General features: G+C 61.1%; 33 protein-coding genes. 32 read left to right on the top strand and 1 reads right to left on the bottom strand.

Annotation, left to right across the window (positions count from 1 at the left end):
* The first annotated feature begins 31 nt into the window (after positions 1-31).
* The 26 genes from GGD82_RS16530 (at position 32) to GGD82_RS16405 (ending at position 17,163) form a co-directional block, all read left to right on the top strand.
* Complete coding sequence (locus GGD82_RS16530) at positions 32-484, top strand: hypothetical protein (protein ID WP_150063457.1); 453 nt, start codon at positions 32-34, stop codon at positions 482-484.
* On the top strand, positions 484-1,065 hold the full coding sequence (locus GGD82_RS16525; protein WP_184013302.1) for a hypothetical protein: 582 nt from the start codon (positions 484-486) through the stop codon (positions 1,063-1,065). The genes GGD82_RS16530 and GGD82_RS16525 overlap by 1 nt, the downstream gene beginning before the upstream one ends.
* A 143-nt stretch (positions 1,066-1,208) precedes the next feature.
* Complete coding sequence (locus tag GGD82_RS16520) at positions 1,209-4,058, top strand: glutaredoxin domain-containing protein (protein WP_150063459.1); 2,850 nt, start codon at positions 1,209-1,211, stop codon at positions 4,056-4,058.
* Positions 4,059-4,134: 76 nt separating this feature from the next.
* Entirely contained in the window at positions 4,135-4,710 is a 576-nt protein-coding gene (locus GGD82_RS16515; RefSeq protein WP_150063460.1) for a TRM11 family methyltransferase, read from the top strand.
* A gap of 40 nt (positions 4,711-4,750) precedes the next feature.
* On the top strand, positions 4,751-5,647 hold the full coding sequence (gene thyX, locus GGD82_RS16510; protein WP_170284402.1) for an FAD-dependent thymidylate synthase: 897 nt from the start codon (positions 4,751-4,753) through the stop codon (positions 5,645-5,647).
* Positions 5,648-5,649: 2 nt separating this feature from the next.
* On the top strand, positions 5,650-5,871 hold the full coding sequence (locus GGD82_RS16505) for a hypothetical protein (RefSeq protein ID WP_150063462.1): 222 nt from the start codon (positions 5,650-5,652) through the stop codon (positions 5,869-5,871).
* Positions 5,872-6,140: 269 nt separating this feature from the next.
* Positions 6,141-6,584 carry a dUTP diphosphatase gene (dut, locus tag GGD82_RS16500; RefSeq protein WP_150063463.1) on the top strand — a complete coding sequence of 148 codons (444 nt, stop codon included), beginning with the start codon at positions 6,141-6,143 and terminating at the stop codon, positions 6,582-6,584.
* Positions 6,581-7,204: a DEAD/DEAH box helicase family protein gene (locus GGD82_RS16495; RefSeq protein WP_150063464.1), complete on the top strand. Its 624-nt coding sequence runs from the start codon at positions 6,581-6,583 to the stop codon at positions 7,202-7,204. Before dut ends, GGD82_RS16495 begins: the two co-directional genes overlap by 4 nt.
* 105 nt (positions 7,205-7,309) lie before the next feature.
* Positions 7,310-8,152 (top strand): hypothetical protein, encoded by an 843-nt coding sequence (locus tag GGD82_RS16490; protein WP_150063465.1) that lies wholly within the window; start codon positions 7,310-7,312, stop codon positions 8,150-8,152.
* Positions 8,149-9,267: an RtcB family protein gene (locus GGD82_RS16485; protein WP_150063466.1), complete on the top strand. Its 1,119-nt coding sequence runs from the start codon at positions 8,149-8,151 to the stop codon at positions 9,265-9,267. Before GGD82_RS16490 ends, GGD82_RS16485 begins: the two co-directional genes overlap by 4 nt.
* A gap of 12 nt (positions 9,268-9,279) precedes the next feature.
* Positions 9,280-9,615, top strand: a complete 336-nt coding sequence (locus tag GGD82_RS16480) for a hypothetical protein (RefSeq protein ID WP_150063467.1) — start codon at positions 9,280-9,282, stop codon at positions 9,613-9,615.
* A gap of 194 nt (positions 9,616-9,809) precedes the next feature.
* Positions 9,810-10,247, top strand: a complete 438-nt coding sequence (locus GGD82_RS16475) for a hypothetical protein (RefSeq protein WP_150063468.1) — start codon at positions 9,810-9,812, stop codon at positions 10,245-10,247.
* The gene (locus tag GGD82_RS20855) at positions 10,244-10,864 is read left to right on the top strand and encodes a hypothetical protein (RefSeq protein ID WP_211364816.1); all 621 of its coding nucleotides are present in this window, start codon (positions 10,244-10,246) and stop codon (positions 10,862-10,864) included. Before GGD82_RS16475 ends, GGD82_RS20855 begins: the two co-directional genes overlap by 4 nt.
* Positions 10,861-11,712, top strand: coding sequence for a DUF4942 domain-containing protein (locus GGD82_RS16465; RefSeq protein WP_150063469.1), 852 nt, complete (start codon positions 10,861-10,863; stop codon positions 11,710-11,712). The genes GGD82_RS20855 and GGD82_RS16465 overlap by 4 nt, the downstream gene beginning before the upstream one ends.
* Complete coding sequence (locus tag GGD82_RS16460) at positions 11,709-11,948, top strand: hypothetical protein (protein WP_150063470.1); 240 nt, start codon at positions 11,709-11,711, stop codon at positions 11,946-11,948. Before GGD82_RS16465 ends, GGD82_RS16460 begins: the two co-directional genes overlap by 4 nt.
* Positions 11,949-11,990: 42 nt before the next feature.
* Complete coding sequence (locus tag GGD82_RS16455) at positions 11,991-12,455, top strand: hypothetical protein (protein WP_150063471.1); 465 nt, start codon at positions 11,991-11,993, stop codon at positions 12,453-12,455.
* Positions 12,456-12,773: a hypothetical protein gene (locus GGD82_RS16450; RefSeq protein ID WP_150063472.1), complete on the top strand. Its 318-nt coding sequence runs from the start codon at positions 12,456-12,458 to the stop codon at positions 12,771-12,773.
* 206 nt (positions 12,774-12,979) lie between these two features.
* On the top strand, positions 12,980-13,141 hold the full coding sequence (locus GGD82_RS16445; RefSeq protein ID WP_170284403.1) for a hypothetical protein: 162 nt from the start codon (positions 12,980-12,982) through the stop codon (positions 13,139-13,141).
* Positions 13,134-13,418, top strand: coding sequence for a hypothetical protein (locus GGD82_RS16440; RefSeq protein WP_150063473.1), 285 nt, complete (start codon positions 13,134-13,136; stop codon positions 13,416-13,418). Before GGD82_RS16445 ends, GGD82_RS16440 begins: the two co-directional genes overlap by 8 nt.
* 195 nt (positions 13,419-13,613) lie before the next feature.
* Complete coding sequence (locus GGD82_RS16435; RefSeq protein ID WP_150063474.1) at positions 13,614-13,982, top strand: hypothetical protein; 369 nt, start codon at positions 13,614-13,616, stop codon at positions 13,980-13,982.
* Between the two features lie 21 nt (positions 13,983-14,003).
* Positions 14,004-14,228 (top strand): hypothetical protein, encoded by a 225-nt coding sequence (locus GGD82_RS16430; RefSeq protein ID WP_150063475.1) that lies wholly within the window; start codon positions 14,004-14,006, stop codon positions 14,226-14,228.
* Positions 14,229-14,255: 27 nt separating this feature from the next.
* Positions 14,256-14,828: a 3'-5' exonuclease gene (locus GGD82_RS16425; RefSeq protein ID WP_150063476.1), complete on the top strand. Its 573-nt coding sequence runs from the start codon at positions 14,256-14,258 to the stop codon at positions 14,826-14,828.
* Positions 14,829-14,840: 12 nt separating this feature from the next.
* A complete protein-coding gene (locus tag GGD82_RS16420; protein ID WP_150063477.1) occupies positions 14,841-15,086 on the top strand; it encodes a hypothetical protein in 246 nt (81 codons plus the stop codon).
* A 337-nt stretch (positions 15,087-15,423) separates the two neighbouring features.
* Positions 15,424-16,269, top strand: coding sequence for a hypothetical protein (locus tag GGD82_RS16415; protein WP_150063478.1), 846 nt, complete (start codon positions 15,424-15,426; stop codon positions 16,267-16,269).
* Between the two features lie 3 nt (positions 16,270-16,272).
* On the top strand, positions 16,273-16,503 hold the full coding sequence (locus tag GGD82_RS16410; RefSeq protein ID WP_150063479.1) for a hypothetical protein: 231 nt from the start codon (positions 16,273-16,275) through the stop codon (positions 16,501-16,503).
* Between the two features lie 321 nt (positions 16,504-16,824).
* On the top strand, positions 16,825-17,163 hold the full coding sequence (locus GGD82_RS16405) for a hypothetical protein (RefSeq protein WP_150063480.1): 339 nt from the start codon (positions 16,825-16,827) through the stop codon (positions 17,161-17,163).
* 68 nt (positions 17,164-17,231) lie between these two features.
* Here GGD82_RS16405 and GGD82_RS20850 read toward each other — a convergent pair whose 3' ends face one another.
* A complete protein-coding gene (locus tag GGD82_RS20850) occupies positions 17,232-17,468 on the bottom strand; it encodes a hypothetical protein (RefSeq protein ID WP_221240815.1) in 237 nt (78 codons plus the stop codon).
* 456 nt (positions 17,469-17,924) lie between these two features.
* Between GGD82_RS20850 and GGD82_RS16400 the strand changes: the two genes are divergently transcribed.
* The 6 genes from GGD82_RS16400 (at position 17,925) to GGD82_RS16375 (ending at position 20,218) form a co-directional block, all read left to right on the top strand.
* Positions 17,925-18,194, top strand: coding sequence for a hypothetical protein (locus tag GGD82_RS16400; protein WP_150063481.1), 270 nt, complete (start codon positions 17,925-17,927; stop codon positions 18,192-18,194).
* Positions 18,195-18,213: 19 nt separating this feature from the next.
* Positions 18,214-18,552, top strand: coding sequence for a hypothetical protein (locus GGD82_RS16395; RefSeq protein ID WP_150063482.1), 339 nt, complete (start codon positions 18,214-18,216; stop codon positions 18,550-18,552).
* A gap of 123 nt (positions 18,553-18,675) precedes the next feature.
* Entirely contained in the window at positions 18,676-19,215 is a 540-nt protein-coding gene (locus GGD82_RS16390) for a hypothetical protein (protein WP_150063483.1), read from the top strand.
* A gap of 129 nt (positions 19,216-19,344) precedes the next feature.
* On the top strand, positions 19,345-19,608 hold the full coding sequence (locus GGD82_RS16385; protein WP_150063484.1) for a hypothetical protein: 264 nt from the start codon (positions 19,345-19,347) through the stop codon (positions 19,606-19,608).
* Entirely contained in the window at positions 19,608-20,024 is a 417-nt protein-coding gene (locus GGD82_RS16380) for a zinc-finger-containing protein (protein WP_150063531.1), read from the top strand. The genes GGD82_RS16385 and GGD82_RS16380 overlap by 1 nt, the downstream gene beginning before the upstream one ends.
* Positions 20,024-20,218 (top strand): hypothetical protein, encoded by a 195-nt coding sequence (locus GGD82_RS16375; RefSeq protein WP_150063485.1) that lies wholly within the window; start codon positions 20,024-20,026, stop codon positions 20,216-20,218. Before GGD82_RS16380 ends, GGD82_RS16375 begins: the two co-directional genes overlap by 1 nt.
* Positions 20,219-20,339 lie beyond the last annotated feature (121 nt).

Raw genomic sequence — 20,339 nt, 5'->3', positions numbered from 1 at the left:
ATTGTATCAATCAGAATTGATTGAGGTTGCGATGAAGACGGCGATGGATGCGTTGGCGGAATACCTGTGCGAGACGCTGCCGATCGATCAGGTGTTGGAGCTGGTTGGGCCGCGCACGGTCACGGCGGTATGCCCCAACAAGACGATCATTCGCGCGCCGCTCAGCGGCAGCGAGGAGTTCTTTCTGGCCAGTGTGCGGGGCTACAAGACGAACGACGTGATGTTCCGGCTCACGCCGGTCGACCAGCAGGCGTACTCGTACATCGAGGTTCCGGGGTTCCAGTTCTTCGACATGTTCAAGAGCGCGCATGAGTTTATCGAAAAACATGCGAACAGCAATTTCGGCGCGCTCAAGGCGGATTTCAGAAAAAAGGAGAAACAAAAGTGCGCACGCGCCAAAAAGGAGGCGGCAGAACAGAAGCAAAAGAAAGAAGCGGTTGAGAAGGAAGGTTATATTGAAACAGCCGAATGGGGTTCCTGGTGATGCGTGAATTGAGAATTGTCGGTGTCGATCCGTCACTCTGCAACACGGGCGTTGCCGTGACGCGCCTTCTGTTGCCGTCCATGGAGATCGTGGTCGACGATCTGATTCTGATCGCGACCGAGCCCGTGGCGAGCAAACAGGTGCGTCGGAACTCCGATGATCTGCGCCGCGCGCAGGAGATCAGCCGGGGCATTCGTAAGGCGGCGGACGGTGCCGCTCTCGCCATGGCGGAAATTCCCCAGGGGGCGCAGTCGGCGCGGGCCGCCTGGGGTCTGGGCATCGCACTTGGTCTCATGACGACGTTCGACATGATGGGTGCACCGCTGATCCAGGTGCAGCCACTTGAGACCAAGCTGGCGTCGGTCGGTTCCAGGACGGCATCGAAGGCGGAGATCATCAAGTGGGCGGTCGCGACCTATCCGGAGGCCCCATGGATCCGGCACAAGTCGGGCGGCGCGATGAAACTGACGAAGAAGAACGAGCATCTGGCGGATGCTCTGGCGGCCATTGAGGCGGGCATTCTGACGACGGAGTTTCGTCAGGCTTTGGCACTCATGGGCGGCATTATCCACGCCGCGTAACCCTGCGCAGCGTTGAACGATTCCCGCTATATGTAGTGTGAGCATGGGTTTCAGAGGCAACAGCTTCCGTCAAGACTGGTAAGTCAGAATTGATTGATCTAAGATCGTTGCCTTTCCCCGATCAGACTATGTGGAGACAATGAATGTCCGCTGTGACCGCCGTCGTTGAGCTGGAGACCCCGGCGCGCGACTATTTTCCTGGAATGGGCCAGGCCGTCGCTGATCGCACCGTGAACCGTCGCATGTTCACGGATGCCGTCAAGGCCCGTCTGGGTAGCACCGTCGCCCTGAATCCGAAGGACCCCCTGCTTCAGCGCATGACGTCGGCCGCCATGTACAGCGGCATCACCATTACTGAAGACCCGAGCGCCGCGTTCATGACGGCGATGCCGGAAACCCGCGTGGAGACCTGGGCTGAGGTCGCGGATCGCGTCGCTCTGGGCAACACCTCTCTGCTGCGCACGACCGATCAGGCCGCGACCGAAGAGGTCGAGCGTCTGTCGATGCGCCACCATCTGCGGCAGGGCTCGCTGCTGATGAGCGGCCGGCACCTTCAGCATGGCGACGAGACCCAGGCGGGCCGCCCGCAGGAGGTGTTTACCAACTGTTCTACCGCCGTCATGCGCTGCCTGAATTTCCGGCTGCTGTTGAATGGCTCCGGTGTCGGCGGCTGCTACGACGACGCGCTCGTCACCGCGGCCGACATGAACGATATGCCGATCGTGGTGCCGGTCATCGACCACACACACGCCGACGTGCAGTCGGGCCGGATCGCCGGCTATCTGACGGGGCGCGAGGCTAAGCATCTGTATGCCGGCTCGATCATCAAGCGGCACACCGTCGCGGACAGTCGCGAGGGCTGGGCGCGCGCCATTGAGATCATCGAGCGCATGGCGTTCCAGAAGAAGCGTCACGTCGTGCTGCTGCTGGACTTCTCCGACGTGCGCGGCTACGGCGAGCCGATCCGCGGGATGCAGAACCGTCCGGCGTCCGGCCCCGGCCCGCTCATGCAGGCGGTTTCGAACATGGCGCGCCTGCGCGATGCCGGTATGCCGACCTGGCGCGCGGCGATGTATGCCGACCACTACTTGGCCGACTGTGTGCTGGTTGGTGGCGCACGTCGCGCGGCGCGCATGGCAACGAAGACCTGGCGCGACGTGACCGTCGTCGAGTTCATCGGCGTCAAGCGCGGTGGCTTCCTGTGGAGCGCCAACAACAGCGTGACCATCGACGACGAGTTCCGCATCGCGGTCGAGAAAGTCGCGGCCCTGGTGCGGACACAGGGGTTCGGTGACGAAGCTTTGGAGGTCGAATGGCAGGTCGATTGGCCGCAGTTCAGCAACTCCATCGAGATGTGGCTCAGCAAGGCGGTTTTGGACAAGACCATCACGGGCCTGGAAGCTCATGCTTGGCGTGTGTTCATGGCGCTGGCGGCCGCATCGTACTTCGACGGCACCGGCGAGCCCGGTCTGATCATGGTGGACCGGCTGAACCGGAACGATGATGGCTTGAAGGCGTATCTGGACGGTTCGTTCGTCACGTTCGGTGGCGAGGATGGTCTGGAAGAGGCGACCCGGCCCCTGGCGATCGAGCTGGCCAAGCGCGTCCTGGCGATGCCCTACAAGTTCATCGTCAATCCCTGCGGCGAAATCTCTCTGCTGATGCTCGGCGGCTATTGCGTGATCGCCGACGTGGTGCCCTTCCACGCACAGAGCGACGCCGATGCGGAGAGCGCCTTTCGCACGGCGACCCGCGCCCTGATCCGCACAAACACCATGCGCAGCCTGTACCGGCGCGAGGTCGCGCGCACCAATCGCATCGGCGTCGGGATCACCGGCCTGCACGAGTGGATCTTTGCACGCTTCGGGCTCGGCTTCCGCGACATCGTGGCGGAGGATCCGTCTGGCGCGACTATGATCGACGCCAACGGGCAGACGATGGTGCGCCCGCATCCGGACGCGCTGCCGATGTGGATGATGCTGGCGCGGTTCGCGCGGGCCGTTCAGGACGAGGCGGACGCCTATTGCGCACGCCTCGGCGTGAACACGCCGCACACATTGCGAACCATCAAGCCTGCTGGCACAACGAGCAAGCTCTTTGGATTGACGGAAGGCGCCCACCTTCCCGCGATGCGCGAGTATCTTCGCTGGGTTCAGTTCCGCAACGACGATCCGCTGGTCGAGACCTACCGCAAAAGTGGCTATCCGGTGCGGGAGCTGCGCACCTATTCGGGCACCACGGTCGTTGGATTTCCGACGCAGCCGGCCATCTGCCAGCTTGGTATGGGCGACAAGCTGATTACGGCCGGTGAGGCCGGCATGGAGGAGCAGTACCGCTACCTGCGCCTGCTGGAGACGTTCTGGATTCGGGGCGTGGATGAGGCCATGCAGGTACTGGCGGACGATCGCGGCAACCAGGTCAGCTACACCGCCAAGTACGAGCCGGCCGTGACGGATTTCAAGACGTTCGTGGCGACGATGATGGACGGTCAGTTCAAAATCCGCTGCTGCTCGGTGATGCCGCAGATCGACACGACCGCGTTCGAATACCAGCCGGAACAGGCCGTCACGAAGGCCGAGTTCGAGATGATCGCCCAGGCGATCCAGCGCGCCATGCAGGAAGATGTCGGCCTGGAACATGTGGACTGCGCCTCGGGCGCCTGCCCCGTGGATTTCAACACCGATGCCGAGATCGAGGGCGGCCTCAAAGACCAGTCGCTGATCGACGCCGCTGCGGACGCCGCGGACGTCGAGTTCATGATCTATGCCAAGCCGGAGTGTGGCTGGTGTACCAAGGCCAAGGCGCTGCTGGACGACATCGGCGCGTCTTACGGGGTCGTGACCATCAAGACGGCCGAGGTGCAGCGCGCGTTCTTTATCCGTCGCGGCGTGCCGGCGGATGGCTGGACCTTCCCGAAGGTTTATGCGCGAACGCCGACGGGTGAAGTGCTGATCGGAGGTTACGAGGATCTGGCCGCGCGTCTCGGGGCGTAGATTCCGCGTGCCTGAAACGAAAAGTCAAAATTGATGTAACACGGGGAGCGGCAACGCTCCCCGCAGGAGACCGAACATGGGACTTGGTGCGGCAATGACGGGTGGAAATCCGAAGCGCGGCCGAGTGCCGAACGACTTTTACCCGACCCCGCCGGACGTCACGCGCGCCCTGCCGGCCGTCGAGGCTCTGCCGAACATCATCTACGACCCGGCCTGTGGTGACGGGGCCATGCTTGATGTGTTCAAGGCCCTCGGCTTCAAGACAATCGGATCGGACATCGAGCCGCGCGGCGCGATGATCAATGCCAAACGACAGGATTTTCTGACGGTGAGGGGCACGCTGCCCGAAACCGTCGCGATCGTCACCAATCCACCCTTCAAATTCGCGGCTGAGTTCGTGCGCCAGGCCCACGCCCTGCGCTGCACCAAGCTGTGTCTCGTGCTGAAGGGCACCTACTGGCACGCCGCGCGTCGTCAGGCGCTGTGGAGCCTGTGGCAGCCCAAGATCGTCTACCCGCTGCTCTGGCGCCCCGACTTCCAGGGACTGAAAAGCCCCACGATGGAGGTCTGCTGGACCGTGTGGGAGCGCGGTTACGACGGTCCAACCCTCTACCAACCCATCAATCGACCGAAGGACAAGAAGCATGGTTGATCTTGTGTTCCAGCCCTGGATTAAGCCGATCGCGGTACCGATGATCGACTACGAGACCCTGGGCGACTTCATTGGGGATCACGGTCTCGATCCGCTGATGGAGGGCGATACACCGATCCGGCGTCTGTGCGAGGCGATCGAAGGAACGCGCAAGCCGGCGAATGCTGCCGAATTCAGCGTCGACGATCCGCGACATCACTACCAGGATACCGATCTGCTGGCGGAGTTCGCCGGCCGCTTCTGTTACCGGGCCTGGGGCCAGGGTCGCCCGACGGAGGAGTACATCGCCAATGTGATCGCGGAGAAGCACGGCAGCGTGCTGGCCCACGCCAACATCAGCTTCATCATGACCGGCGTGTCGCGCGCGCTGACGCACGAGCTGATCCGTCATCACGCCGGCACCAATCCGTCGCAGGAGAGCCAGCGGTTTGTGACGGCGGACGGCGGCGAGATCGCGGTCGTGGGTTATCGTGCGAGCCGTTGCGTCGTGCCGCCGCTGCTGCTGGAGCTGACCCGGCGCGAGGAAGGCGCGGCCGATTTCGAAGCGATCCGCGGGCACGATCTGCTCACGGAGTTCCACGACGATTTCGCCGCACAGATCGACGTTTACAACAAGTGGCAGCAGCGGCTGAAGGCATGGACCAACGACACGCTGGGGCTGTCGTCGACGCTCGCCAAGAAGCGCGCCAACGAGGCGGCTCGGTTCCAGCTTCCGCAGGCGACCGAAACGCGGCTCGTGTTCACCATGAATATGCGCGCCGCGCGCAACGTCATCGAGCAGCGCGGCAACATGCACGCCGATCTCGAAATTCGCCGTCTCGCGGTTTCGCTGGCGCGCGAGTTGAAAACCCTGGCGCCGATCAGCTTCGCCGACACCTCGATCTTCGTCGACCACGACGGCATCGAGAGCGTCACCAACACGCACATCAAGGTGTGATCATGACCATTCTCATGGGCTTCGGCGGCGCGTTCGTCTGGATCATCCTGGGCATCACGGGCGTGGCCCTGTGCTTTCGCTTCTTCGACGGGCGGTTCCGTGTCGGCGATCTGCCGGCCGCCATTGCGATCGGCTCGATCTTCGGCGTGCTTGTTCTGGCTCTCGGGCTTTACGCATGGGGCGCACACACCATCAACCAGAACCAACAGAAGATCATTTGGTAGGGAGACCATCATAAACATACTAATAGAGGTGTAGGATGATGTCTTTTCTTTTTGGACTTGCTTACGGTCTCCTCTGGGGCGGCTCAGGCACTCTGGGCGTCATCTTGTGCCGTCGCTTTTTCGGCAGGCGACTTCTCGCCGCAGGCGTGCCCAGACCCTGTACGTTCGACGTCATTTTCGGCCCATTCACTCTTGTTTTGGGGCTGCTTGCATGGGTCATGCACGCCATCGACAACGGCTAAACCAGAACACTTGGTAGGGAGACCATCATGGAATTGCCCATTCAACTCCTGAATGAGTACGCGGAGCCGCCGGTTTACGGCAGCGCATATGCCGCCGGCCTCGATCTTCGCGCCGATCTGCACAAAAACGATCCAATGATGACGACGCTGGCGCCGGGCGAGCGGCGTCTGATCAAGACCGGCCTCGCCGTCGCTATTCCGCCGGGGCACTACGGTCGGATCGCACCGCGTTCCGGCTTGGCGCTCAAGTACGGCATCGACGTGCTGGCCGGCGTCATCGACGAGGACTATCGCGGCGAGATCGGCGTGATCCTGCTCAACACCAGCCGTATTCCGTTCACGGTCGAGCATGGTGATCGGATCGCTCAGCTCGTCATCGAGAAGATCGCGCGGCCGGCGCCGGAGTATGTTGACGCGCTGCCGGAGACAGGGCGCGGTGTCGGTGGCTTCGGCTCGACGGGAGCGACATGATGGCGTTCGGATTGGCGGGCGCGCATCGCAGCGGCAAGACCACGCTGGCCAAGGCCATCAGCGAGACGATGGGCATCCCCTATGTGTCCAGTTCCTTGACGGCCGAGTTCAAGGATTTGGGCATCGACCCGGTGGCGCCGATGAGCCTGCGCAAGCGCCTGGAGGTCCAGAAGATGTATCTGGGTCTCTATGCAAGCAAGGTTCTTGGGCCTGGCCTCCGGCCCTTCGTGACGGATCGAACGCCCTTGGACATCGCCGCTTACATGCTGGCCGAGACCAGCATGTTCGCGGATCCGTCGGTCGATCCGGACGAGATCGCCGACTTCGTGTCCATCTGTCTGCAAATGGCGGTCAGTCAGTTCGCCTCCATTCTGGTGGTCCCTCCCCTAATCCTCTACGACGCCGCCGAGGGCAAGCCGCCGGAGAACCGCGCCTATCAGCTCCAGATCGACGCGCTGGTCAGCGGTTTGGCCATGCGCTGTGTGTCCAAGTGCGGACACATTGTCGGCATGGATGCCGCGGTCACGGACCATGACCGTCGCTTGCAGTATGCGGTGGGCATGGTTCAGGAGCGTCTCGCGTCGTTGGAGAAACAGCGCGCGGGAACGTCGCTGCACTAATTTCCATTGGGCGGTCAATCAAAATTGATGTATCTCCGTCGTGTCGCTGCTATGTATAAATCAGCAGCGACACGACGCTGCACACATACCGAAGGAGATCGTCGCATGGCGCAGACCGTCAAACTTGAAAGCCGCAAGCTCACGCAAAAGCACCGCTCCCAAATGTTCCAGTTGGCGAAGGCCACGCTGATCGAGCCGGACCTGCGTCAGGCGTATCTCGCCGCGCAGAGCGCGGCGGTTGCTGCCATCATGAAGCAGCTTGATGATCGCTCGACGGCCGAGATGCAGGTGTTGGAAAAGTTCAAACTGGTTGCGCCTGTGACGGCCGTCACGTTCTGCGGTATCCGGGTGAAGGTGGGTACCAAAAAGTTCGTTGTGGACGGCAAAACGATCACTCGCGACGAACTTAAGACGATCAAGCCGACGTCGGTGGATACGTATTCCAAAACGTCCAATGGCGTCGGCGCTGAGATTTCATATTGGGCGTCGCGGCAATCGGACGACGAGATGATCGAGGCCCGCAAGAAGTATCGCTTTGTCGTAAAGTTCCTAGACGGTGAGAGCCGTCTGGTGCCGATCAACACCAAGGTGTCGCGCGAGCCTGAAATGTATTTTGGCGACGCGGAGTGGTGGAACGAAGACGTCTGGGTCAAGGCGCGTGCGATGTACGAGGCCGGTCATGCCCTGGCGATCGCTGAGGGTAAGCTCCTCCGGGCCGCCGCCAAGATGATCACGGCCGCCAAGACCTACGGCGACATGCTGGCCGCCTGGCCCGAGGTGAAGAGCATCGAGATCGACCTGTTCGGTGTGCCGCCGACGGACAATGCGATCGTGGCGCTGAGCGATGAGGACCGCGCGATCCTGTGCAATCACATGGGTCGGCGCGGTCTGACGTCCGCCGCCTGTGACGCGGCGCGCTCGCCCGCCTACGCGGAGGCGGCGGAATGAGCAAGCCGATCAAAATCTACGGCGAAGAGAACATCGACCCCGCCGCCATTCATCAGTTTCACGAGGCGCTGAAGTGCGACTTCAGCGTGAAGGGTGCCCTTATGCCGGACGCGCACAAGGGCTACGCCCTGCCGATCGGCGCGGTCGTAGCGACCCAGGACGTCGTAGTGCCGGCCTGGGTCGGCTACGACATTGGGTGCGGCATGTGTGCCCTGCCCTTCGTCGGCGTCGATCCCGACGAGCTGCGCGCCAAGGCGCACGCTCTGCTGAATGACATCTACGTAGCCGTGCCGGTTGGCTTCAAACACAACGCGAACGGTTTTCCGGCATCGAGCCTGTGTCTTCTCGACCGCTCGTGGGTGATCCAGGACCAGCTCGATGCCGGCGCTTGGTGTCAGCTCGGGACGCTGGGCGGCGGAAACCACTTTATCGAGATCGGTCTGGACGAAGTGGACCAGGTATGGGTGGTCATTCATTCCGGGTCGCGGAATCTTGGACACAAGGTCGCGACGCATTGGATGAAGGTCGCGTCCGGCGATGGCAAGGCGCGCGAGGGGCATTTCGGTCTTCGTACCGACGTCCCTGGTGGCGACGGCAAGCAGTACCTGACGGATACCTTCTTCTGTCAGGAGTTCGCACTCGTGAACCGCATGAGCATCTTGAGCCGCGTGATCCGGTGTCTGCATGAGCGACTGGATCAGGGTGGCCCGGCCGCGATGACCGACGTGATCAATCGCAACCATAACCACGTCGTCGAGCGCGACGGGCTTTGGATTCATCGAAAGGGCGCGACCCACGCCGAAGAGGACATGCTGGGCGTCATCCCCGGCAACATGCGGGACGGCAGCTTCATTGTGCGCGGGCTGGGCAACCCGGAGAGCCTGTGGTCTTCGTCGCACGGCGCCGGGCGCGTTCTTGGTCGCCGGGCCGCTCGCGAAACGCTCTCGATGGAAACCTTCCGCGAGAGCATGACGGGGATCGCCGCGCGTGTCGTCGAGGAAACGCTCGACGAGAGTCCTGATGCCTACAAGAACCCCTTCGACGTGATGCGTATGCAGACGGAACTGGTCGCCATTGAGCGACACATACGTCCGGTCATCAACATCAAGGGTTGAAGGCGCACAACGATGAACGTCGAACTGACACCGCAAGAGCGCGAGATGATCATCCGGCGCGCCTCTGACCGGGTGACTCAGACACTCATTCAACAGGCATTGAAAGGTATCGATCCCAACCAGATCCGGTCAGAGATCAAAAACCAGGTCATTCAGCGACTGGCGGACGAGCTGTACGCCAAGGTTACGGCTGGGGATGGCATCTCTGTGAAGAAGGCCGTGGATAAGGCGCTTCACTTACTTCAGAGGCGCCTTGACGGAGAACTCCAGAAGGCCCTCGCCCAGGGCATCACGGTGTCGTTCACTGGACTGCCTGCGTTGGATCCGAACGCCGAAAAAGGCGACTAACTGTTCGCGAAACGCCGAATACGAGGGTATTTCGCGATTGCTTCCTGTGCCGGGAAGGTGGAGTTGGTCGGCACATACACCCAATCACGAGCATCAAGGGTCAAGAACCCATTCGCTACGCCGTCGCGCGTTCGCTAGAGTCAGAAAATCGCGAATGCGCGAATGCGCGACAAAGCGAAAAAGGCGAAAGCACGATGAAAATCTACACAGCCATCATTGAGACGGCGAACACTGACGACGCCCGCCCCCTCGCTGCGTCTTTCACGACCCGCCAGGAGGCCGAGGACTTCCTGCGCACGTTCGTGCGCAGGACTCTCACGAAACTCGCCGCGCATGATCCTGGGCTTCAGGATCGGCTACGCGCCGGCGAGAACCCGATCGCCTTCTTTTGGGGCGACAACGCGGACCCTGAAGAGAATTGGACGATCGTCGAGACGGAGAAGCCCGGCGTGCTGCTGACGCCCGACGAGGCGAAGGCGGTGGAGTTTTTGGCATCGTGCGGACAGTGCGGACACAGCGTGTCAGGCATGAGCCGCGTCACACCAAACATCTTGCGCGAGAATCTGAACATCGACGACCCCAGCAAGACGCTGCAATTCGCGTTCGCGAAGCTGCGAGGAGAAACGTCATGAACGACGTCATGTATCTGGCGTCCATCCGGTCGACGATGCCGGGCGAGGTCGAAAACCACGGCTTCTTTCATGAGGCCGCCGCACGTGAGTGGGTCCACGAACGCCTCAAGAGTGACTGGGACTGGAACGAAGGGCCTAAGCCGACGAACGGCGATTTTCTCGGGTGTAGCGATCGCTGGTCGATCACCTCGGTCCCGGTCTCCTGCGAAATTCAGACCCTGCTGTTCCAGGGCGCGGTCGCCCCCTGGGTTGAGGCGTGCTTTGGAAAGGAGATCGCCAACGATCGAACGGAGCGGAACCACAGGTTCCTCGAAGAGGCTTTGGAGTTGGTTCAGGCGGCCGGCTGCACGGCGACCGAGGCGCATCAGCTCGTGGACTATGTGTTCGGCCGCCCGGTCGGCGAGCTGGAGCAGGAGATCGGCGGCGTGATGGTCACGCTCGCGTCTCTCTGCCTGGCGCACGACGTGTGTATGCACACCTGCGGCGTGACGGAGCTGACGCGCGTCTGGGGAAAGATCGACCGGATCCGCGCCAAGCAGGCCGCGAAGCCAGCCTTCGGCCCCCTGCCCGGCCCGGATCCGGTGTCCGCCGACAGTCGTCGGGAGGGCGAGGAATGAGCGGCACCTGGACAAACGCCAGCACCGATATGGTGCGCAAGGCGAGCGCCGAGGAGCTGGTCGGGCACCGCGACCGCGCGCTGGAGCGCATCGAGGCGGGCTTCGAGGCCATCATCGAGGGCATGAAGGCGTACAAGACTGCCGCCGGCACAGGGCACGGTCTGAGCAGCCTGACGTCCAGCACCGGGGCCATGTGGAGCGTCGTCTACAGCGGCATCACGAAGCGCGCGATGGACGACGTTCGCAAGGAGATCGACCGCGACGTCTGGACCTACATGGCCGAGAGCCTGGGTCTCTATACCGTCATGGACGCGACGGCGAAGGCGAAGTTCCAGGACGACATCGAGAAGGATCCGCCGGAGGTCACGGTCGAGAACCTGCGCGCCACGTTCGGCGCGCTGCGCGCCGACGCCGACGTGATCTTTCGGCGCGGTCTGGTCGAAACGTTTCGCCGGCTTGACCGGCGCTATCGCAGTCACGACGCCTTCAAGATCGACGATCGGATCGTGCTGGGGCACGCGCTCAATGAGTTCGGCTCCTGGACGCGGTATGGCCGCGACGACGATCGGATCGCTGATCTGGACCGCGTAATGCACGTCCTGGACGGCAAGCCCGTGCCGGACCGGTGCGCCGCCCTGCCCTCGCAAATCCTCGACGCCGTGCGCGCCGGCAAGCGATGCGGCGAGCGCATCGAGCGCGGCGAGATCATCGACCGCGACAGCTACTTCCGTGTGAAGTGGTTCAAGAACGGAAACGTGCATCTCTGGATGCTGCGCCCCGATCTGGTCGAGAAGGCCAACAAGCTGATTGCCGAGGAATGTGGTGCGACATTGGGAGATGCACGATGAGCGAAGAGTGGTGGCTCAACATGAACGAAGCCGAGCGCCGGGCGTTCGTCGCTCAGGCCGTCGAGGATGATCACAAGGAACGGTACGAGGAGGCGCTTGTGAGTGCCGGTCGAAGCGGGTCGGCGTGGGAAGACCTGACCGACGATCAGCGGGAGCGGATCCGTCAGATCAACGTTCAGCACGTTCTGAGGATGCGGGAGTTTGGTGAAAGCCTGCGCGTGCGGAAAGTCGAATGACTTGTTTGTTGAGACTTTGGACGTGTCACGAGGAATATTAGCATGAGCGAGATCAATTGGTCGGAATTAACGGACGACGAGTTTGTTAAACAGGCGGAGCGGGTGATTTGGTCATCTGCGTTCGCGAACAATAATTCGCGCGCGCCCGCGCATAAAGAGGCGAACGCGGCGAGCGATGAGGCGCAGGCACGGGGAAAACCGTGGCTGTATCAGCGTGCATGGAACGCTGCCTACCGCTCCTGTGGTCACGAGCCGAGCGAAAGCGACATCGCTGCGGCGCACGAGCCTGTAGCCGAAAAGAACGACGATATCGACACCGCACGCCTGCGCAAGATCGTCGAGAAGGCCCACGACATGTACGCGAAGGACGGCCTGATCGAGATCGACGAGCCGGCCGACGATGCCGCCCTGTCCGAGATGGTTTCTGAGGGCGACGATCCGGGTTGCTATGTGCGGGCGTGGGTTTGGGTGCCGGTCGACGAGAACGACGAGAACGAGGAGCAGTAAATGGGGACCTTCATGTCGAACGCGGAGAAGTACGAGGCTTTCCGCAACTTCATGTTTAACGACCTTGGTGTAACCAAGGAGAACCTGCGCGAGTGGATCCGCGAAGCCGTCGCCCAGCAGGTCACGCATCTCACACATCAGGGGTCCGGTTCCTTCGACCCGAAGGATCTGGCCCGAAAGACGGTTTTGCAGGCCGTGATGGATCGGTATGGCGATCGAGAAGCCATGCGGCAACTGGTCTCCAAGGAGGTGGCTCAGATGCTTGCTGACCAGTTCCAGGTCAGCATCAAGATCACACCCAAGGAGACCAACCAGTGATCCTTCGAAAAATCATCTGCGCCGCTTGCCTGAAGGCAGCAATAGGCTTGGGGCCGGACCTTCGTGGTCTCTCCTGGTTCTTCAAGAAGAACGTCGACAATCGGGAGGGTGTCGGACGACGAAGCGCCCGAGTTCTTCGAGACGATCGAGGATCTGACGGCCGCCGGCCGGTACGTCGATTGAGTCGGTAGCAAGGTAAATCAGACATGACTTGGTATGTGAATTACTACCGCTGCCCGGCCTGCGGGCATGAATGGGATAGCGAATGGGGCACGATGTGCGACGAGGAATGCCCGGAGTGCGACGAGCGCGCCATTAGTCCCTGCGACAGCGAAGAGATCAGCGAGGATGGAGAGCGCCATGATTGACGAGCGCCTACGCCCGATCGCTCGCCGCCCGGCGCGACCCAACAGGATCCCGTACACGACGATCGAGCTGGATGCGGCGATCAACGAGATCGTGGGACACACGCGCGCGGCGAACGTGCGCGCGTGTGTCCCAAGCCCGCGGCTCGACCTGCTGTCTATGGCGGCCGATCTGGCGTTCATGAATGCGCGCACCAGCCCGGCTGTCGAGGTCGTACGCCAGGCGCTCCGCGACCTCAAAAGCGATGAGGGTGCGCTCAAGCCGGAGGCTGCCGAATGATTGCCTCCAGCTATGTTCTCGGTCGCGCCAAAACACGCGACCAGTTCGATCAGACGGCGACGTCACGGTTTCCGCCTATCGCACGCGCTACGGGATTTTCTACACGGACCCGATGCATCGTGATACCAAGGTGACGTCAAGCAACGTCATCTATCGGGTGCGTGTTCGCGCCCGTGTCACGAAAAAGGAATGACCATGAGTCGCGTATCCAAAGCTGCCATGATGACGCTGATCTTCTCCGGTCTGTTCGGAACTTCGGCGCACGCTGATCCGCAACAGGCAAGGGAGTATCAGGCGCGCTGCTTCTTGTTTTATACCATTATGGAACAGAGGGCGATGGATCGTGACCTTCAGGAGAAAATTGTCATCTATGGTGATAGAAAACAATATATGAAGATTGTGTACCCGCATCTTTTTGATATTGGGAATGATAGAATGAGAGAAATACGGGAGGAACTTGTAGTTGAGATTTTTAGCAGAGATGAAGACACGCCCGAGCGCGAGCGTGATTTGAATCAAGTGCAGGTTGACTTTATGACCTCAGCCTGTGGATCGCTGTACTGATACCGAATGTGGAGAACCATCATGCCCGACGACTGGCCGACACATACCCAAGAGCTGAGTCGGAAGCTCAGCGATCTCCTGGGCACGATCGCTTGGAAGTTGGAGCATGGCAAAATGAGCCCAAAGGCGGCGTTCATCGCTGTGGACACCGCCCTGGACCTCTGTCAGGGCCTCGCCGACCACGAGGTGATCGAATTGACCAATCAGACTCGTCTTGCGTTGCGACGCGAGATAAGTAAGAGTTGATTTATCATCTACGACAAGGACACCATCATGGCTCTTATCGCTGGTCTCGACCTTGAGACGACAGGTCTGCTCGGCAAGGATGGTACGCCCGGTGATCAGCGGATCGTCGAGGTCTGTGTGCAACTCTGGTGCCTGGAGAGCCGGAGCCGCAAACTCAACTTCGTACAACGGATTGATCCGCAGCGTTCGATCACGGAGAAGGCCCAGGCTGTGCATGGCATCACGGCGGCCGATCTGATCGGCAAGCCGCTGTGGGACGAAGTGGCGCCGAAAACGCACGTCATTTTGAATAAGTCAATTATGACTGTAGCTCACAACGGCGTCGGCTTTGACGCGCCGTTCATCAACGGTGAGTTCCGCCGGGTTGGACTGTCGGAGGTGGGGCCGTTCCTGGACACGATGTTGAACGGGCGCTTCGCCACGCCGACCGGCGCCGTGCCGTCTTTGGAGAAGCTGTGCTTCTCCTGCGGCGTCTACTACGACCACGACCTTGCACACGGCGCGGACTACGACGTGACCGTGATGATGGAGTGTTTCTTCAAGGCTCTCGACTGGGGCTGGATCACCCTGCCCTCTTCCGTCATCAGAGACGCGGCTTAGGAGGCCGATCACATGTTCAAGACACCGACCGACGTGTGCTGGAAACGAAACGCAAGCTGGCGCCAGTCGGCGCTGTTGGGTTTGGGCGGCCTGTTCTGGTCGCCGCACCATCTGTTCGAGCTAACCTACAAGCCGCTGACCACGTTGGCCCGCACCTTGCTCTTCCTCGTCACGGCGCTTGTGACGTTCGCCGGGACGCGGGTGTTTCTGCTCGTGGCGGGCCTGATCGGCCGGCTCTCGCCCTCGTCGCGTTCGTGAAGGAGATCATCATGTCCTGCCCCTTGTGCGACGAAAACGGCATGCGCGTCGTCGCGGTCATCGCCTCGCCGCTGGAGACTGGCTACGTGATTGCCATGCGGTGCTCACACCCGCCGATCGAACGGTCTCGGGAACGTCCGCGAGCCACACTTGGCGTGATCGAGCCGCTGCCCGATCCGCCTCCGCCAAATGCAGCATAGGGAGCGCGGCCGCGCTCCTTTTTATTGTCCGCGTCAGTATTTAAAAACCCAGCCGTATATCCTACAGGCATACGATAAAACGAAAGCATCGCAAGACGCGATGCGGCTTTTTAACACATATGAGTACGGAGAAGACCATGACGGATAAGATCATCGACGCTGGCGCGGCGCACGACCCGAACATCGACGAAATCGACACGCTGCTCGCCGACGTCAACCTGGACGACGTGATCGAGGAGCCCGAGCCCGAGCCCGAGCCCGAGCCCGAGCCCGTCAAGGCACCCAAGAAGCCCGCCAAGTCGTCCAAGAAGGCCAAGAAGACGGAAGTGGTCGAGCCTGAGCCCGAAGCGACGCCGGCGGCCGAAGCTGATGCGTCGGACGATGAGATCACGGCCGCGCTCGATGCAATCGAAGGTCTTGATCTGACCGACGCGGAGGCCGAGAGCGTCGCTTCGGCCATCGAGGTCGACGAGGTGAAGAAGGCGCACTACGCCAAGAGCAAGACGGAGAAGGTCACAAAGGCGCCGACGGCCGCCAAGCCGGCGAAGGCGCCGTCCGTGCCGAAGGACATGTCCAGCCTGGCCGCCGAGCACTTCGTGCTGGAGATCGGCGATGCGGATCCTCAGGTGACGAAGGCGCAGATTCTCGCGAACGTTCCGGCTCAGAAGAAGGTGGCGGAGAAGGTTCACAACCTGATTTGTTCGCTCTCGGTCGGCAAGCAGCCCAGCGTCTATGTGTGCCGATGCTTCGAGGTGCTGAAGGAGCGTCACGAGGTGACGTCGGCCGAGCTGGTCACGGCGCTTCAGGCGCGCTCGTACTCGATCGGCACCGCTCGGTCGCAGACCGGCCAGATCATGAAGCTGTTCGACACGCTCGGGATCGCCACGCGCAGCGGCAATCGGTTGACCCTTCGCAACGACTCCGCGCTTGCCGCCAAGCTCGACGCCATTCTGACGGCGAGCCGCGCCTCGGCGGAGTCGTAGGTCATGCGCATCAAGGTGACGGAGATAGACCAGTCCAAGAGCTGCTCGGAAGAGCTGGGTACAATGCCGATCGAGCGGTTTCTGCGGGCCAATGAAGGCAAGGCGCCGATCATGTTGTCGGGCAGTGTGAACGGCATGACTGGTGACGAGTTCCGGGCGCATCTGGAGAACAATGGACGCATCGTGCTGCCGGCTAGCATTGGCCATGTGGTGCTGGTCGAGGTAGTCGCCTAGACGCAGACCACCTCATTCTTCTCGCCGCGCAAGGGGTGTCCAGATGGGCGCCCCTTGTTGCGTTTCAGAGCGCGCGTTCGCGAAAGAGCGAAAGCGCGATATCGTGGAATCGCTTAGAGAACGTCACTGAGCGCGATCCATTGTCGAGCGCGTGTCGATGTGCGCGCGTGAGCGAGACGCGCTCAGAGACGCTTCCTGTGCGCCGTGCGCGACGCGCTGCGGGCGCACTTCCCTGGCGCATCCCCGACAGCGTTGCGCTACAACATGCTTAGAACAATTTGAAGTGAGACAGTTATGACCCCAAAGGAGAGATCGAGGTCGGTGCGAGACCTGCTCGATGCGCGGCCGGACCTAGTGTTTCGGACGCTGGAGACGCTGGTGGAGCAGCACAGAACGGCGATCGCGCGCGGCGCGCCCGCGGTCCTGAATGGGCACAAGGGCGCGATGCAGGACATCGCCCGCAAATCGCGCGTCATGAAGGGTATGACGGAGCGTCAGGCCCAATACATGAAGGATGTGATCGCAGAGTTCTACGCGGAACGTGCGTGGAATATTCTCACGGGTCACAATGATCCGCAGATCGAGCGGACGGCTGAGGTCATCGAGGATGAACGTCGGTTTAAAATTTACGGGACGGACGCCAACTGGGGTGCGTTTTAAACAAGTGGAGGGGAAGAGCTATGAGCCCATCCCCTCCACAGTTATAAGCAAAGACGAATGGAGTTGATCTAAGCCGTCCGAACCCCCGGATTGCCATCATTCTCGCGCGTATAGTCGTCCCAAATGTCAAAAACGACGCCAAGAAAAAGACCGACATCGGGTCGATGCTGTCGTTCTAAAATACCCTCTAAGCAAGGTTCAACATCGTAACCGTTAGCCTTGAGTTTTTGAGTGGCACCCTCGATAGCCGCCGTATATGCCAGTTTCTTTAGTCGTTCCAACTCAACTGTACTTACGTACACCATCCCAATTAAGCCCTCCTCTTGGTGGTACGTCAATTCTGACGGCGGTTAGGATATGTCCACGGTATGACCGCTTACAAACGTTTTTATATTTGAAAACTAAAGGTGACTCTATGTATTAACCGAACCGCACAGCGGGAACAATAAATAGGCGCAAATAGAACGGGTGCGACGAAAGCGGGTTTCGACCCTAGACGAAGGTCGAGGAAAAAAAAATATCGAAAAAAATCAATATCGTTTTTAGGTACTAAATTTTTCGTTGATCCGTTTTCGTTCCGAATCAAGATGGACCCTATTGGCGAAAGAACGAAAGAACGAAAGAACGAAAGAGCGAACGAGAGAAATTAGTACACCCCGTTGTGTATATTTCCGCTCGCAGTCCCGCGAACGATGCGTTATACAGTCAGAGTTGATTGAATGCGCGTTGCGTTCGATACGCAAACACACAGGAGCGCCCCCGTGAAAAGTATCACCCCGATGTCCGGGCCGATCGAAACTGGTGACGCCGGCGTGGTTCTGACCGCTGCCGGCGAGGTGAAGGTGTTCACGACCGAGACCTACCCCGAGAACCCGGACGAATGGTCAGCGGCGATGGTGGAGCAGTCCAACACGCTCCGACTGATGGCTCTGATCGCCGCGGACGCCAATCTCCAGCAGACGCTGATGCCGATCCTGGAGGCGCTGGACGCGAACGACGTCCAGATCATGACCATGCCCAACGCCCACTAACCCACGAGAAAGAAAGAATATGTTCAAAATCCAGCGTTTGGCCCTCGGCGTGACGGAAGGTACGCCCGCCGGCAGCCTTCAGCTCGGGCTCAATCCGACGCCCGACGGCAATCTGGTGTCGTATGCCGATCACGAGACCATCGTGGCGTCGCTCCAGAAGGCGCATGAATGGCATCTCGACGGCGCTATTCGCCAGATCCGGACCCTCACCCGGGAAATCAAGATGGCAGAAGGAAAGGTGGCGGAAATGAAGGCCATTCTCGACCGTGAGGGCACGCAGCCCGAGCCCGAGCGGACGGAGCCCGAAGATGGGGTGTCGACGATGGAAGTGTTTATCGTGCCCATCCGCGCGGCCTGAGCGAGGAGAAAAAGGGTGGGCAAAACCCACCCTTTTTCCTCAATCAAAGCTGATGTACCCTTTTGTAAGACCTTGTTTTCGTTAGTACATTTATTCTGTCAGCACACAGTGACGGAGAGAGCGATGCCTATTTTTGAAGTCGTGAGCGAGACGCGCCGATCGCGCGTACTGAAGCGCCACTACCTTGTGCGCGCCGTTGATCGCGATGCCGCGATCAGCCTGATCGCCGCCGACGAAAAGGCGGAGCTGCCAACGCTTTGCATGTCCAACGTGGACGAGCCCGACGCGCCGTCGACCATCACGGCGATGTCTGTCCATCCGCTGGCGAAGATGAACGCGCGCGCGAGCGGTCTGATCATCACCGAAGAGGACTGGAACCAGGTCGATCAGCGGCAGGCGCTCAATGAAGGCTGGGGGCTCTTCAAGCATGATAGCAAGGGCTATTGCCTGGAGCGTTACGACGAGGCGGACCGCATCGCGTCGGACGAGGCGGCCGTTGGGCACGTCTGGCAGCAGTGTCTGGCGGGCAGCCGGCTGCACCGTCGCGCGCTGTTCTTCCTGCACAAGGTGGCGCCGGCCGAGTTCGCCGAGATCGCGCGCCTGGGCCTGGAGTTCACCACGATCATGGACGTGTCGACGGCCAAGAGCATGGCGGCCGAGTGATGCGCCCAAGCCCCCTGCCCCGCCGTCATCCGCAGTGGCGGACCTGTCCGCGCTGCGGTGACGAGTGGACGAATGAGTGGACGGCGGACGCCGCCGGCTGCCCCTACTGCGGATATGAGGAGAACGACCATGCTGGTCAGCATAATGGCGAAGCACACGGACGAGCCTCATTACGGGCAGTTCTGGTTGCGTGACGGGCGACGAGCTGTGGGCGCCTACATGTTGTTGTGTGACGACACTGATGACGACGTGGTGGTGCAGATTGCCATCGCCGAGGACGAGTGGTGCCGGCCCGACTTTCAGAGGGCGCTCTATGTGCGCGAGGCGGACGTGCTGGCCTGCACGCCGGACTACACTTTCGAGGCCGGCGTCGTTCGGGAACGGGCGGCGTGATGCGCGTCCCCTGCCCCTACTGCGGCGCCGATGCGGAGCTGGTCACAGGTGCTGTGATCTATCCGCATCGCCCCGACCTGGCGCGCAAGCACTTCTGGCGCTGCGCGCCGTGCGGCGCCTGGGTTGGCTGTCACAAGAACAGTCGCCGGCACGCTCCTCTCGGCCGCCTCGCCAACGCCGAGCTGCGTCGCGCCAAGAATGAGGCGCACGTGGCGTTTGATGCGATCTGGCGCGGCGGCATCATGCCGCGGGCAAAAGCCTATGCCTGGTTGGCGGAGAAATTGGAGATCGACCGCGACGCCTGTCACATCGGCATGTTCGACACGGACGCCTGCGACCGGACGGTTCGCGTCTGTCGCGAAATAGCGAAAGCACCTCCGAACGAAAACGCGAAATCGCGCATGGGAGAACGGTGATGGAACACCCGGCCAAGACGATGCCCGATCGTATTCGAGCCGAAGAGGAAGACCCTGTTCTCGCCGCGCTGCGCGACATCCAGAATAAAATCACGGATCAGGCGCTGACAGAGCCGCGCGCGGCGACCCTCGCCAACGTCGCGATCGCCGTCGCGCTGGACAACTACGTGATGGAGCGCCGGAGCCGGGACTGAAAGTGTTGGCTCTATCCGGTCGAGGCGGACAGTATTCTGCCGGCCCGCCGCTGGCGCCGCAGCATCGAGACGACGCATGGGTTCGATGGCTGTCTGAACTACATCGGCTCGCTGGACGACG

The sequence above is a fragment of the Roseospira marina genome (assembly GCF_014197855.1).
Lineage (GTDB): Bacteria > Pseudomonadota > Alphaproteobacteria > Rhodospirillales > Rhodospirillaceae > Rhodospira > Rhodospira marina.
This window is presented reverse-complemented; position numbering and strand designations above follow the sequence as displayed.